Here is a 14062-nt window from a genome sequence, read left to right as displayed (position 1 = left end):
TTAAAATAATGCGCTGTCCCGGTCAATTTTTCTAACGATAAAGTTGCAGATTAAAATCAGCGTAAACCCAACCAGTGACTGGTAGAAGCCCGCGGCTGATGCCATGCCAATATTTCCAAGCTGAAGCAGGCTCCTGTATACATACGTGTCAATTGTATTCGTCACGTCAAACAAGGCACCCGAATTCATCGGAATCTGGTAAAACAGGCCAAAATCGGAGTAAAAAATTCTTCCGATATTCAACAGGACCAGAGTAATTATCGTGGTTTTCATGCATGGCAGTGTTATGTATTTTATCTGCTGCCATTTTGTCGCCCCGTCTAACTGTGCGGCTTCGTAATATCCCGGCGAGATTCCGGCCAGTCCTGCAATAAATACCAGGCAGTTATATCCCACTCCCTTCCAGGCGTTTACCAAAATCAGGATAAAAGGCCAGTACTTTGGCTCCATGTACCAGGAAACAGGAGATTTTCCCATTGGTTTTAATATACTGTTGTTAATCATTCCCTTGTCCGGGCTTAACAGTGCATAGACGATATAACCGATGATAACAACGGACATCAGGTAAGGAAGCAGAACCGCTGACTGATAGATCTTCTTGCAATACTTATTTTTCATATCGTTAATAAAAATCGCAAACGTCAGGCTCAAGCCGGTATTAATTGCAATGAATGCCAAATTGTACAGCAGTGTGTTTCGTGTAATAATAAAAGCATCCGGTGTCTTGAATAAATATGTAAAATTTGAAAGCCCCGCCCATGGGCTGTTCATGATACCCACACGGAAATCCACCTTTTTAAAGGCAATTACCAGCCCGAATATGGGGATATAATTATTGATAAACAGATAGATCAGCCCTGGTGACATCATAATAAATATAGGAATCCATTTTTTCCACCGGAACTTTCTTTTTCTCACTTTTTCATCCATGGTATTTTCCTATTGAGCTGCAAGCCACTTGTCAAACTGCTTCTGTTTCTCCTCGATCAGCTTGTCCAGCCCCGCCTGCTTTAAGGCTTCTTCGTACTGAGGAAGATATTCAGCTGGATCCACAGCGCCGGTTTCCAGGGAAATACGGTATTTCTCCTGTACATTTTTCAGTGCCGTAAGCTCTGTCTCTACAGGCTCTGTATTATAGGCAAAGCCAAATCCTTTCGATTTCTTCCCCTCTTTATTAAACTTTAACATCTGCTCAAATACATCCGGATCATATACGCCTTCCCAACTGCTGGCCATAAACTGATTGGGAAGAGCCCAGGACAGCTGCGCATGATACGTTGCATTATTGGAGTCCACACCTTCCGGCCAGCTGACCACATTCTGTTCTTTGTCGACGTATACCCAGTCTTTCCCTTCTTCACCCCAGTTTAGCAGCTGTGCAACCTCTTCACTTCCATATAAGTAATCCAGAAGCTGCATGGCTTTATCCGGGTTCTGAGAATTAGTGGCGATTCCGTAATCCGCATTGCTGGTAGCTCCCGATAACGCTCTGTGCTCCCCTAAAAACGCATAAGCCATATCTACACCGCCAAACTGTTTGGGAGACATGGGATGCCAGACCATGATTGCGGAAAATGTACTGCCCGCCTTAAATGCAGATTCGAACTGGACCGTAGTAGTTGCCGCATCCTGATTGATGTATCCGGCCTGGTACCATTTATGGAACAGTTCACACTTCTCCTTATAGGCCTCGCTCTGGGTAACCGGTATAATTGTAGTGGTATCCTGCCCGCTGTTATCCAGAACGGCGATTCCGTCAATCAGAGGATCAATCACGCTGAGCTGGCGTGAAATCGGCGGCTGGTCCGCACAGATGTGAACTGGTGTCATAGTCGGCTCTTTCTCCTTAATCATAGCCAGAACCGGCTCCAGATCCTCAAGCAATTTGATGCTCTCTACATCAATGTCATATTTTTCTACCATGTCTTTTCTCATTCCGATTGCCGGAATATTACCCACTTCATTTAAATTAGGGACGCCAAACACAAAACCACCTATGTTGGCAGACTTCGCCTCATCCTCCCAGTATTTCTTAATATTAGTTCCATATTTATCAATAAGATCACTCAAATCTATAATCTGGCCATTATTCATGAAACCAATTGCCGAGGAGGCATCCAGGTAAACGAGATCCAGGGGTTCCCCGCTGGTCAGCATCAGCTGCCTCTGCTGATTTATACTGCCATACGGTGCTACCAAAAGATTCAGCTTCATATTCAGATCTCTGACCAGAATCTCATTTACCTTCTCCATAATTCTCGGAAGGTCCTCCTGCTGCTCCCCCTGAGTCAGCATGGTAACCACATATGGTTCTTCCTTTTCCTCTCCCTTCGTCTGCGCGGTTGTTGCCTCGCCTGCTGCCGGCTGGCTCTCTGCCTGTTTCCCACCGCCGCATCCGGAAAGCAGGCTCACGGTCATCATACTGCTAAGTGTAAAGCTGGCAATTCTCTTCAGGGTTCTTTTTTTCATATCGTTTCCCCTTCCTTTCTTTCGTTGTATATTCAGTATAAACAGGTGGAAGGCCACTATTCTATAACTTTTTTGACTTGATTTTCTACTTTTATGACATTATAACATAATATCGCCCTATATGTCAGAATACTTATAATTCAAGTCAGTTCAGTTATAGAATTTCAATTTTTTCTGGATTATGCTCAATACAAATGAGAAATACTCAAGAAAAAAAAGGAGGATTTTTTAATGAAACAACGGGAAAAAACAGTATCTATTTTAGATCGCCTCTCCTGGAGCGTACAGCCGCCAAAAGGATTAATCAAGGGCTGCTACTATAGGGAAGAAGCCAGATTCTCTTCCTGCTTTAACGGCGATCTCGGACACTTAGGCGTCCTCGAAGTGGTGGCAGATGACGGACGCATCGTCATGGTAGAATTCAATGAGCAGTGCAGCCCCACTTACTATATGAGACATTTTCAAAATATGGACAAGCGTCTGTCTGACTACGGCTTCTTCCAGGCTTCCAAAGAGCGTACCGCAGTCACGGGAGTCGTTCTGGTCAATGGAATCACAAGTGTGGAAAAACAGATGGTAGCCGCAAACCGTCTGACCGGAGACTTTGATCTGGTGGCCGGCGCCTCCAACAGCATTAAGCGTTCCATGCTGCCTCTCGCTGAAAAGATAGCTGCCCGCATGTCGGATCCCAGCTCTGCCAGGTATTACGGTCTGGCGAAAGAACTGGAGCCAGGTGTAACCGGAAGACTTCAGATTGTGGTTGAAGCTGGTAAAATTGTACGGCTCTTTTATGATGAGATATTTGCAGACACGCAGGAAGAGATTTCAGATCCAGAACTCAAGCAGTATTACAGGCAGTCAAAATATCATTGTCCCGACTATATTTCTACCAGCGGCGCAGGATTTAATAACTTATCCGATCTTATTACCATGAGCGTTTTAAAGCATCAGAATTTGCTCGGTTTGATTGACCTCCCCTATACAGAGGGAGACAACAGGGCTCCCGAATGGGACCGGTACTTATCCCTGGCCCGTCCGCTTCAGGAGGAAATGGAAAAAGATGGCGTATGGAAGCCGGCCAATTACATACCCGTACTCGATTCTACGGTTTTATCCGTGCAGACGATGACGGCCGGTGACGGACACCCGCTTCACTTACTGGAATTGGAATATCCGGATTTTACTTATGAACCTGGGCAGTTTGTTATGATCCAGAATCAGGGGGACAGTTTTCACTGGTCTTATCCATACATGATTTACGAAGGAACTGACCGCGGTCTAAAGGTGATCGCTGCAAAGAACTCTTCACTCTTTCCTCTGACTGCCGGCGCAAAGACCGCCATATGGGGAGCCAACGGAATTGGCTGTGCCCCCGGCGCAAACGCCGTGTTTGTGGCAGAACCCGCTACGATTCATTTACTGGCTCCGCTCATCCACGCCTGCACCACACCAACTTTGTTCCTGATTGGTTCCGAATGCGCGGTTCCCAAAGAACTGCTTCCTTCCATTACCCACTTCGTATCCGACGGAGCCCAGGCGCTGAAATATCTGACGGACGGATCCGATGCCGTATATATGGCTCTCAACGTACCGGTGCTCGAATCCATTATGAACTTCGCCGATGATTCCTTAAAGGAGCGTACAATGGTATTTGCCAGTACCCGGATTGGGTGCGGGATCGGCGCCTGTAAGTCATGCTATTTACACAGCCCGGATATCCAGATGGGCATCCCTGTATGCTGCAACGGACCGTATCTGCCATTTAACATGATCGATTTTGAAAAAGACCGGAAATGTTTTCAGACTTTTAAATAGGAGGGACCACAGACTATGAATTTAAATGTAACAATCCCATCTTCCATAGGAGATATCCGCTTAAAAAATCCGCTTATGCCCGCTGCGGCTACGCTGGGAAACTTAATCGAACACGCAAGGTACTTTGATTTGAATGAACTGGGGGCCATGATGCCAAACTCCATGTTCATAGACAGCGGATCACCAACCATGGCAAAAAAAATATGTAAGACCAATAATGGATTTATCAGTGCTCTCTCTAAAAACAACATGAGCATTTTTGAATTCGAAAAAGAGATACTGCCGCATCTTCCCTGCGAGACCACACCGCTTATTATTGACATGAAAGCTATTGATAAATATCAGATGGAAGAACTGGCCGCCTCTATCGAACAGATGGACCGGATTATGGGCATTGAAATCAACTTGAACTGTCCCTACGGACCCGGAACTCCATACTGGAAAAATCCGGATGAATTAAAAGATCTTGTAGCCCGTGTCCGTGCAGCAGCCCCGCGCAAATGGCTGATCGCCAAGGTTCCAGGCGGAGACATTCCTGTAGAGGAAATATCGGTGGCCTGTCAGGAGGGAGGCGCCGATGCCATAACCAGCTACAGCAGCCTAAACGGTTCCTGTATTGATATCCAGACCGGAGCATATCGCTGCGGCGGAGGCGGATCCGGCGGATTCTCCGGCCCGGCCTTTAAACCGGTGGGAATCCTGATGTGCCGCAGAGCGGCCGCAGCCGTAGATATTCCCGTCATTGGAATCGGCGGTATTTCATGTGCAGAGGATGTGATCGAATACATCATGGCAGGGGCCTATGCAGTACAGGTTGGATCTGCCAATCTTTCCAGGCCAGACTTTATGCACCGCCTGTTGAAGGATTTAGAAGTGCTGGCCGGACAAATGGGAATCTCGTCCTTCGAAGAGATTCGTGGTACAGCCAGAATCGAATAATCGTACAGTAAAAGAGAGGAATAAAAAGTCATAAACTGAATGAGTCAGACTTTTTATTTCCCTCTTATTCCGTTTCCATTCTATCTTCCGGTCTGCGCCTTATACTTCCACCCAAACACCCCCAACGCCCCAATCCCCATCACCGTTAGCGCCAGCCACACCAAAAACACACTGTTCCACCCCAGTCCCAGCTGGATAACCAGCCCGGAAAGCACGGAGGACAGACCGGCTGCCACATAGGAGCAGAAATCCAGCAGCCCCGATACGAAGCTGGCCCGGTTGGCCCTTGCAAAGCGAAGCGGAAATACTCCCAGCAGAATCGTATTTACACCGTACATCACGGCGCTGACGCCGCCTAATAAAAGTACCCCGGCAGCCAGCGATTTTCCCATAAAGACGCGAAGCCCGGCCAGGATAAATACCGATAGGACCATCATAATCACCACCAGCGTCTCTTCCTTCAGAAGCCGATTTCTCTGAATCATTCCCACCAGGGTGATGCCCATAAAATTCATCACCGGTATAAACAACAGCAGGAACGAGGCCGTACCGGCGTCCACGCCATAGATATCCTGTATCATGGTCGGTCCCCACAGGCCGATTCCGTCCTTGATCACCCCCTGCGCCAGGCAGGCGAGTATAATCCAGACCAGGCCGGAAACCAGAATAAACTTCCCAAGCCGGTTTCCGATGCCCGAAGAGGAGTCCGTATGTTCCAGAAATGCCGCGGACGGTTTCATCACCCGAACGCTCTGAAAATCCGTAAATCCGGCTTCCACCGCCGTATTTTTTACATACGTCTTCCACAGCAGCGCAAACAGAATCAGGGCGAAGCCAGGTATTACAAATACCCACTTCCAGGATGCCGCCCGGATAATAAAGCCACAGATCCCCCAGCCGGCCAGCGTTCCTCCCACCATGGAGGTGGACAGCCACACCGCAGCTCCCGCGTGCTGTTCCTCGTAAAACCAGTGGGCAATCAGACTGATCATATTGCACCAGATGGCGCTCTGCGCGAATCCGTTCACCGCCCATAAAAGGATGATGATCCATATGTTGTGGACGAATCCGATAGCCACATTCGCAGCTCCCGACACCATCAGCCCAAAAAACACCTGATGCCTGTTGTCCAGATAATCCCCCGCATAACCATTGACCAGCTTCCCCACCGCATAGACCCAGAAAAACACACTCCCGGTCAGGCCGATCACCGCGGCGCCGCTGGCAAATTCCAGCGCCATGGCGTTCATGGCCACGGATAAATTCAGCCGCCCGAAATACGTCAGGAAATAACCGGTCCAGCAGAACAGAAACACTTCCTTCTGCTTTCTCCTTAAACGTTCCCCCATTTCCATGATCAGAATTCCACCGTCATACCATCATATGCCACCACGAATCCGTCCTCGCGGACACAGTCCACGATCTCTTCGTGCATCAGCTTTCCATTGTGAGAGAAATGATTGATCACAAACACCGTGTTCTCTCCGGCGCATCCCTCACGAATCATGCGTGCTTTTGCATTCCGGTTGTCAGGCAGCCCCATGTGATAATTTCCGTCGGGCGCCTCCACATTGGTACAGTCGAAGCTGACAAGGCTGATCATTTTCCCTCTTAAATAATCCCATGTCTCTTCCGGGTAGCTTCCCGAATCATGGCCATAGAAGAGACATTTTCCGTCCTTTTCCAGCAGGTATACGAGGCAGTTTTCATCCTTTGCATGGTTGGCCGCCAGCGGCGTCACCACGTATCCGGAAGGCAGTGTTACCGGTTCGAGGGGCATTACCCGCTTAAAATCCAGCTGTGCGTGAAGCGTAGGGCTGTCGTTCATCTCCATGGCCATCCGGTATGCAGCTTCCACCTTATCATTTCCATAGACCGTGAGAACCGGCGCTCCGGGCTGGTGCGCGTATGGCTCGCCGCGCATCAGCAGCTCCATGGGATAAAAATGATCCTGATGAGAATGGGTAATCAACACCGATTCGACCGCGTCAATTGTCATTCCCTCCCGCAGGACATGGAGATACGTATCGGGCGGAAGATCGATGAGAACCGTATTATCCACAATGGCCTGGGAGCGGGTCCTGATATTCTTGCCTCCCAGCGCCCTCGCCCTCTTACACGCCTCACAGGTACAGAACACGGCCGGCCATCCTTCTGCGGCGGCCGTGCCCAGATATTTAATTTCCATATTAATCTCCTTTCGCACTCAGCCTTTGACCGCGCCTGTGGTCAGGCCCTGAATGATGTATTTCTGAGCAAATACATAGACCACCATCACCGGCAACATGGACAGCAAAAATGACGCGAAGGCCAGATTATAGTCAAAGGAATACGTCGTCTTAAAATTATACTGGAACAGCTGCAGCGTCCAGCTGTCCTTGGATTTGTTTAACAGGAGCAGCGGAAGCATAAAGTCGTTCCAAACGGAAAGCCCGTTCAGAATCATAATCGTGGCGGTCATGGGTTTTACCAGAGGGAATACGATCTGGATATACGTCTGAACCACTCCGGCCCCGTCGATAAACGCACTCTCCTCCAGCTCCCGGGGCACACTGTCCATATACGCCACAAAGAGGAACACGCCGTCGCGCAGCGCAAACACCAGATTTAATACAATCAGCCCCCAGATATTGGACATATGAAAGGAACTGGCTATCTTCACTAACGGAATCATAACTACCTGGAAGGGCACGAAGAGACCGATGACCAGATAGATGTAAGAGAAACGGTAGAATTTGGACCGTCTCATGTTCCGGGAAAGCGCGTAAGACAGCGAGGGAATGACAAGTGCCATTAGGATCAGGGAACAGACTGTAATAATAACGGTATTTCCTAAATAGCGGAAATAGTTCTGTTTTTCAATAATTTCCCGAAAATTCCCCAGATAAAACTGGCTGGGAAAGGAGAAGAAATTGACCGTCGATTCCTCTCTCGTCTTAAATGCAGTAATAATTGTCACATACAAGGGCGCGGCAATCACCAGACAGCCCAAGATCAAAAACAAATATTTGAAGAAACTGGAGGGCCGCAGCTGCTTTTCCTTATTTACACTCATGGTCAGTCCTCCTTCCTCGTCGTCCTGAACTGGAAATACGACACGACACACACCAGCACAAAGATGACGACAGACTGGGTGATCGCATAGCTGAATTTCTGGTTCATAAAGGCATTTTCATAGATTAAGAACGCAATGGACTGGGTAGAACCCGCGGGTCCGCCGCTGGTCATGACCGTAATATAGTCGAAGACCGTCAGTCCTTCTTTTGTCACCAGAATGATACAGACGCTTAAGACCGGCATCAGAAGCGGAAGCGTGATGCGGAAGAAACGCTGCACTCCATTGGCCCCATCGATGGCGGCCGCTTCGTATAAGTCTCCGGATATATTCTGCATCCCGGCGATCAGCAGCACCATGGGGATCGACACGCTCCTCCAGATATGGACGATCAGGATGCCCCACATGGCGGTAGATGAACTGGACAGAATATTCTTACTCAGGAAATCAATATTTAAACTCTTTCCGATCAGCGGGATCACCCGGTAATAGATTTCATTGAAAACAAGGCCTATGGTAACGAGGCTCAGCGTTGCCGGGAAAAAAAAAGCGGCCCGGAAAAAAGTCTGCTGTTTAATCTTCGAACACAGGATAACCGCCAGAATCAGCGCGATGGTGATGACTCCCACCACAAGAATTGCACTGTATTCTACGGTGAAGACCAGCGCACGTTTGAAGACACGGTCTGAAAACAGCCTTGCATAGTTGTTGACACCGACAAATTTATACTCCTTTGCATATCCGTTCCAGTTCGTAAAACTGTAGTAAATTCCGTAGATTACGGAAAATACGAAAAAGACCGTATATAGAATAATTGCCGGCAGTGTAAATGCCATATAAGCGGCGCGTCCCGCCTTAGGCCGTTTTGGTTTGTTTTTCACGGTCCATCACCCTTTCTGAACGATTCTCTTCTAATTAGAAAGAGGGTGAAACCAGCGCCGCCGGACTAAAATGCGTCCTGGCAAGAATCTCACCCTCTCGTAAAACCTTAGTTGTTATAGGTATCCATAATTAACTGATTTAAGTTGTCAAGCCACTGGTCTACATCCTTGGTATCGATCAGTTCCTGGCAGATATTGCCGTACTCTCCACCGAATGACGGCGGCCAGCTGTTGGACGGAACGCTCATGGTCTTACCAGTCTGGACATAATCCTTAAACATGGATTCAAACTCGGTCTTATTAAAGTTGACGCCCTTGATTGCCGACGGAGTTCCATCGTAATCGGAGAACTGCTGTGCATTTTCAGGGCTGGTGCAGTACTCTACGAAACGTTTTGCCGCTTCCGGATACTTTGTTGCTGCGGAAATACTGAATGCCGTATCAATATTGACGCCCAGACGGTCAATGCTGCTTCCATTGAAGGATGGGTAGCGGAACATGGCAAACTGAAGATCCGGGTTGCTCTTTACGATCTCCGGGTATGCGAAGGTTCCGGAGAAAAACATGGCTGCCTTGCCGTTTGCAAAATCTGCGATGGCCTGCTCCTGGCCGGTTCCCAGGTTATCTTCCTGGCCATACTGGCGAAGCTTCACAATGGTCTCTCCCATCTGGCGGAGCTCCTTGGAGTCGGCAGCTGTAGTCCCTCCTGCTGCAATGTCTTCAAACAGTCCTACCGGATCTTCCAGCATGGTTACGCTGGCGCGGTCACAGAACTGGCGAACCGTCCATACATCCTTATCCGGGAATGTAAACGGTGTGATATCGGCTGCTTTTAACGTATCGCAGACCTTGTATAAGTCTTCAATGGTTGCCGGAATCGTTGCATCGGCTTTATCAAATAAATCTTTGTTGTAGTAAACGCCCAGCATGTTTAAGGATACCGGGATCGAATACGATTTGCTGTCGATAAGGCTGATATCCAGAATATCATCCGCCACATTATCAAGCATCTTTTCTCCGGTTAAATCCATCATATATCCGGCCTTTACCTGCTCCCGGAAGGAAGCGTCCAGCGGGAAATGGGTAAATACGTCCGGAACCTGGTCGGAAGCCATTCTCGTCATCAGGACGGTCTCCGCATCCGGAACGTTGGTGTACTCGATCTTGATATCCGGGTTCTGAGCCTCGAATTCCTTGATCAGCGCCGTGTAATAATCGGTTCCCTCGTCCTTCATCTGGAAGAACTCAATGGTTGTCACTTCTCCTGTTGATGCGGCCTCCTTCGTCTCGGCTGCCGTCGTCTCCTCCGTCTTCTCCGTGGACGCGGCCGGCGCCGCCGTGGTCTCTGCCGGTTTGTTGGACGAACCGCATCCGGCCATAGACACTACCATTACCGCCGCCATTGCTGCACTCAATACTTTTTTCATAGATATCCTCCTTACAATGTGAAAAATATGGGTATAAGTCACTTGTATCTTATACCCATATTATAACGTTTATTTTTTTCAATTATATTGCAAAACTGACATCAACAGATATCAATTATGTTACTTTTTCGTTATTATGCATTAATTTTACATTTATATCACACGTCTTTTATCGTATTTTTACATTAGCGTGATTCAGGCCTGTTTCTCTGTGTTCCCGGAGTCCGGCCGAAATATTTCTTAAAATTCTGAATGAAATAGGAAGGGCTGGTGTATCCCACCATAAGCGCCACCTCATTGATATTCATATCCCCGCTTTCCAGGAGTTCTTCCGCCTTTTTCATACGCAGACCAAGCAGGTACTTGGAAAATCCCATTCCGGTCCGCGCCTTGAAGAGACGGCTCAGATAGTTGGGATTCATGAAATACTTTGTCGCTGCCAGCTCATTTAAAGAGATCTCACAGTAATAATTTTCTTCCAGGAATGCCTGGATCTCGTCAATAATGTCCCCTTCATTTATGGACCGGTCCGCCTCTTCGATGCAGCACGCCATGCTGCAGATATAGTCCAGAAGCCCGCCCATGTCCTCAAAATCCCAGAGAGGCCGGTAAATCGTTTCCGTATCCATGGTAAAACAAATGCCCAGCAGCGCCTGGTATGCCTGCTCCAGCTGCAGGACCGTCGTCTTTTCCTGCTGTACCAGTTTCTTGAAGCAGAACTCTTTTGCCTCCTTCATCCGCCTGGCATTCAAATGGTTTCGAATTAAATGTAAGTCTTCCTTTGAGAGCAGTTCCTTTCCCCTGTCATGATCGAAAAGATATAATCCCCGATCCGGGTCCTGGAGCCGCAGACAGCAGGCCCTTCTCGCCTGGGAATATGCCTCCCTTATGGAATCCGGTCCCGTGAGAAGCAGGCTGACTCCGACTGCGGCCTGACGGCCATCCTTCTTTCCCTGTTCCGCCAGCGTATTTAAAGCCCGGAGCTTCTTATCAAACACCGCCATGGCGCGTTCCTCCCCGCAGGAGACGATAATTCCCGCTCCAGAATGCAGAATATCCTCGAAAATCAGGTCCCGGCCAAAAGACAGATCCCGCAGCCGTATCGACAGTTCCTCAAATCCCATTCCATCCACCATGATCTGAGCCGCAAAAAAGCACCCGTTTTTCAGTCCTGTCATCTCCTGGGGCAGCACGTCCTCGGGACGCTCCTCCCCCGATAAATACCGGAGCAGGAGAAAACTTCCTGCGCGTTTCTGTACGTCACGGAGCAGATCCTCCTGCCGTTTCTCCTCTGTGCGCGCCTTCTTTATGGTATCCAGGGTGTGAAACAGATCCTCTCTCCTCAGCGGCTTCAGGAGATAATCCCGCACCCCGTTATGAAGGGCGGCTCTGGCATAATCGAACGTGGCGTATCCGCTCACCAGAACCACATCCACCGATGGAAAACGCTGGCGCACCACCTCGGATAAGGCGATTCCGTTTAGTCCCGGCATCCGGATATCCGCCACCAGCACATCCATGTTTTGCTCCTCCAGCACCTTCAAAACCTCATCGCCATTGTCACAGGAGCAGCATATGGTGCTGTCCCTGTCCCATTCCAGTATTAATTTTTCTACAGCCTTTCTGGCCAAAAGAACATCATCCGCAACTGCAAACTTCATGACTTCCCCCGCTTCCTATGACTTTTTCTCACTCTCAGGGATCCTGATGGTGATCTTTGTTCCCCTGCCTTCCTCACTCTCCAGGATCAAACCGTACTCTTCTCCATAATAATTCTTCAGACGGAAATTCACATTCAGCAGACCGATGGAATCCGTCTCCTCTTTTTCCAGACACAGCGATCCCTGCTCCCGGCATTTTCCCGTCAGCTGTTTAAGACGAGCTTCCGACATCCCGGCGCCGTTGTCCTCCACTGTCAGCGTTACGACGCCTTCCTCCGAGGAAGCCCTGACCCCGATCCGTCCATCTCTCTTATCCTGAGAAAATCCGTGTTCAAAACAGTTCTCAACCAGCGGCTGAAGCAAAAATTTGAGAATCTTCTTCCCTCTGACCTCCTCGGGAACATCAAATACGGTCTCGATCCGCCCCGCCATGCACAGCTTCTGAATATTGGCATACCGCTCGATCTGCGTGATCTCATCCATCACCGTTACCAGACTTCCTCCGCTGATGTTATAACGGAACATATCTCCCAGCCCGGTCGCCAGCTCCGATATCTCCGGCACGTCCTCCAGGATAGCGATGGAATTGATGACATTTAACGTATTATACAGAAAATGGGGATTGATCTGGCTCTCCAGCATCATGATCTGCGCCTTTTTCTGTAGATTCTTTGATTCATACTCCCTTAAAATGCTCTCCTTCAGCCTGACAGTCATGTTATTAAACCCAAGAATCAGCCGGCCTAAATCGTCCTGGCGGTTCAGCTCCTGTGTGATGGGAACCAGTTTCCCGTTTTCCACCTGATGCATGCCTTCCTCCAGTACACGGATCGGCCGTGTCAATTTCACACTCAGCAGGATGCTGACGCCTATAAATACCGCGGTCATAATAACAACAATGATCACATAGGAGGCCATTCCCTGCATCATATGAAGCTTCAGCACCCGCCCCGCAGCCATGCTGACGATGGTTAAATCCAGCGCTTCATTATAAGTCGCCACCATACGCCAGTCTTCCCCGGAAAAATTCAAATTCATCACCTGATTTTTATTGGCGGCAAAGCTCTCCTTCCTCTCAAGAAGCGCCTGCCTCACATGGGAAGCCATGGCAGCCGTCACCCGCTGTCCCTGATAGATTACGTAATCTCCCTGCACCGCCAGGGTATCCATGCTTCCATCCTCGGTAAAGACCATAAAACTCTGCCCGAACTGCTTTAAATCCAGGTTGATAAAGGCGTACCCCACCTGTTCAAACGTATAGGTATCCACCAGGGAGAACCCGTAGGTAATCGTCCTGACACTCTGCTGGTTGATCACGGTCTCGTAGACCGGTGACAGCATATTTTTAATCTTTTCCTCCTTCATGGTCTCGGCAAAGCCTTCGATCCGGCTCATGTAATTCTCATTATATCCGGCGCCGCTGTAGGCGTTATTCTTGTTGGACAGATAAGTGATGCTGGAGACGTAGGGATTGATTTTCGCCGACATCACATTTTTTCTCAGCTCCCGCAGAGTGGTGATGTATTCCGGCCGATCCATGTTAAAATCATTTTTCACATACTGGATAATATCCGGATAGACCAGATACATGGCTGAAGTGGTCTTCAAATGGTTCACAATGGTCTCCAGCCGGTCATCGATCATCTCATTTGCCTGCGTCATGTTCACGATGCTTCTGTCAATCTCCTCCTCCATGCTTCTTCTCAGCACAAGACTGACCAGGATTGTTAATGGAACCAGAATTACGACGAGACAGGCCGCCAGAATCTTTCTTTGAAGCGGAATATGTTTATACCAGTTCATCCCCCCACCTCT

General features: G+C 48.8%; 11 protein-coding genes. 2 read left to right on the top strand and 9 right to left on the bottom strand.

Annotation, left to right across the window (positions count from 1 at the left end):
• Together M1L66_RS00800 and M1L66_RS00795 are read right to left on the bottom strand one after the other, a co-directional pair.
• Positions 1 to 930, bottom strand: coding sequence for an ABC transporter permease (locus tag M1L66_RS00800; RefSeq protein ID WP_187023546.1), 930 nt, complete (start codon positions 928 to 930; stop codon positions 1 to 3).
• A gap of 9 nt (positions 931 to 939) precedes the next feature.
• Complete coding sequence (locus tag M1L66_RS00795; protein ID WP_434690272.1) at positions 940 to 2469, bottom strand: ABC transporter substrate-binding protein; 1530 nt, start codon at positions 2467 to 2469, stop codon at positions 940 to 942.
• Positions 2470 to 2700: 231 nt separating this feature from the next.
• Here M1L66_RS00795 and M1L66_RS00790 point away from each other — a divergent pair, with 231 nt between their 5' ends.
• Both M1L66_RS00790 and M1L66_RS00785 read left to right on the top strand, forming a co-directional pair.
• Positions 2701 to 4284, top strand: coding sequence for a hypothetical protein (locus M1L66_RS00790; protein WP_434690269.1), 1584 nt, complete (start codon positions 2701 to 2703; stop codon positions 4282 to 4284).
• Positions 4285 to 4299: 15 nt separating this feature from the next.
• Complete coding sequence (locus M1L66_RS00785; RefSeq protein ID WP_187023543.1) at positions 4300 to 5223, top strand: nitronate monooxygenase; 924 nt, start codon at positions 4300 to 4302, stop codon at positions 5221 to 5223.
• Positions 5224 to 5303: 80 nt separating this feature from the next.
• Here M1L66_RS00785 and M1L66_RS00780 read toward each other — a convergent pair whose 3' ends face one another.
• The 7 genes from M1L66_RS00780 to M1L66_RS00750 form a co-directional block, all read right to left on the bottom strand.
• Positions 5304 to 6578 carry an MFS transporter gene (locus tag M1L66_RS00780; RefSeq protein WP_434690266.1) on the bottom strand — a complete coding sequence of 425 codons (1275 nt, stop codon included), beginning with the start codon at positions 6576 to 6578 and terminating at the stop codon, positions 5304 to 5306.
• A gap of 2 nt (positions 6579 to 6580) precedes the next feature.
• Positions 6581 to 7411, bottom strand: a complete 831-nt coding sequence (locus tag M1L66_RS00775) for an MBL fold metallo-hydrolase (RefSeq protein WP_187023541.1) — start codon at positions 7409 to 7411, stop codon at positions 6581 to 6583.
• Between the two features lie 18 nt (positions 7412 to 7429).
• Positions 7430 to 8278 carry a carbohydrate ABC transporter permease gene (locus M1L66_RS00770; RefSeq protein ID WP_187023540.1) on the bottom strand — a complete coding sequence of 283 codons (849 nt, stop codon included), beginning with the start codon at positions 8276 to 8278 and terminating at the stop codon, positions 7430 to 7432.
• Between the two features lie 2 nt (positions 8279 to 8280).
• The gene (locus tag M1L66_RS00765; RefSeq protein ID WP_025530677.1) at positions 8281 to 9159 is read right to left on the bottom strand and encodes a carbohydrate ABC transporter permease; all 879 of its coding nucleotides are present in this window, start codon (positions 9157 to 9159) and stop codon (positions 8281 to 8283) included.
• A 107-nt stretch (positions 9160 to 9266) separates the two neighbouring features.
• The gene (locus M1L66_RS00760) at positions 9267 to 10586 is read right to left on the bottom strand and encodes an ABC transporter substrate-binding protein (protein WP_187023539.1); all 1320 of its coding nucleotides are present in this window, start codon (positions 10584 to 10586) and stop codon (positions 9267 to 9269) included.
• 185 nt (positions 10587 to 10771) lie between these two features.
• Positions 10772 to 12247, bottom strand: coding sequence for a response regulator transcription factor (locus M1L66_RS00755; RefSeq protein ID WP_187023538.1), 1476 nt, complete (start codon positions 12245 to 12247; stop codon positions 10772 to 10774).
• 15 nt (positions 12248 to 12262) lie between these two features.
• Positions 12263 to 14050, bottom strand: a complete 1788-nt coding sequence (locus M1L66_RS00750; RefSeq protein WP_434690261.1) for a sensor histidine kinase — start codon at positions 14048 to 14050, stop codon at positions 12263 to 12265.
• Positions 14051 to 14062 lie beyond the last annotated feature (12 nt).

It is taken from the genome of Hungatella sp. SB206 (genome assembly GCF_051132295.1).
Classification (GTDB): Bacteria; Bacillota; Clostridia; order Lachnospirales; family Lachnospiraceae; genus Hungatella; species Hungatella effluvii.
This window is presented reverse-complemented; position numbering and strand designations above follow the sequence as displayed.

What these genes read in the sequence shown, in the direction of transcription:
- M1L66_RS00755 (WP_187023538.1), bottom strand. Translation starts at nt 12,247, where the DNA reads ATGAAGTTTGCAGTTGCGGATGATGTTCTTTTGGCCAGAAAGGCTGTA.
- M1L66_RS00800 (WP_187023546.1), bottom strand. Translation starts at nt 930, where the DNA reads ATGGATGAAAAAGTGAGAAAAAGAAAGTTCCGGTGGAAAAAATGGATT.
- M1L66_RS00780 (WP_434690266.1), bottom strand. Translation starts at nt 6,578, where the DNA reads ATGGAAATGGGGGAACGTTTAAGGAGAAAGCAGAAGGAAGTGTTTCTG.
- M1L66_RS00760 (WP_187023539.1), bottom strand. Translation starts at nt 10,586, where the DNA reads ATGAAAAAAGTATTGAGTGCAGCAATGGCGGCGGTAATGGTAGTGTCT.
- M1L66_RS00795 (WP_434690272.1), bottom strand. Translation starts at nt 2,469, where the DNA reads ATGAAAAAAAGAACCCTGAAGAGAATTGCCAGCTTTACACTTAGCAGT.
- M1L66_RS00775 (WP_187023541.1), bottom strand. Translation starts at nt 7,411, where the DNA reads ATGGAAATTAAATATCTGGGCACGGCCGCCGCAGAAGGATGGCCGGCC.
- M1L66_RS00790 (WP_434690269.1), top strand. Translation starts at nt 2,701, where the DNA reads ATGAAACAACGGGAAAAAACAGTATCTATTTTAGATCGCCTCTCCTGG.
- M1L66_RS00770 (WP_187023540.1), bottom strand. Translation starts at nt 8,278, where the DNA reads ATGAGTGTAAATAAGGAAAAGCAGCTGCGGCCCTCCAGTTTCTTCAAA.
- M1L66_RS00785 (WP_187023543.1), top strand. Translation starts at nt 4,300, where the DNA reads ATGAATTTAAATGTAACAATCCCATCTTCCATAGGAGATATCCGCTTA.
- M1L66_RS00750 (WP_434690261.1), bottom strand. Translation starts at nt 14,050, where the DNA reads ATGAACTGGTATAAACATATTCCGCTTCAAAGAAAGATTCTGGCGGCC.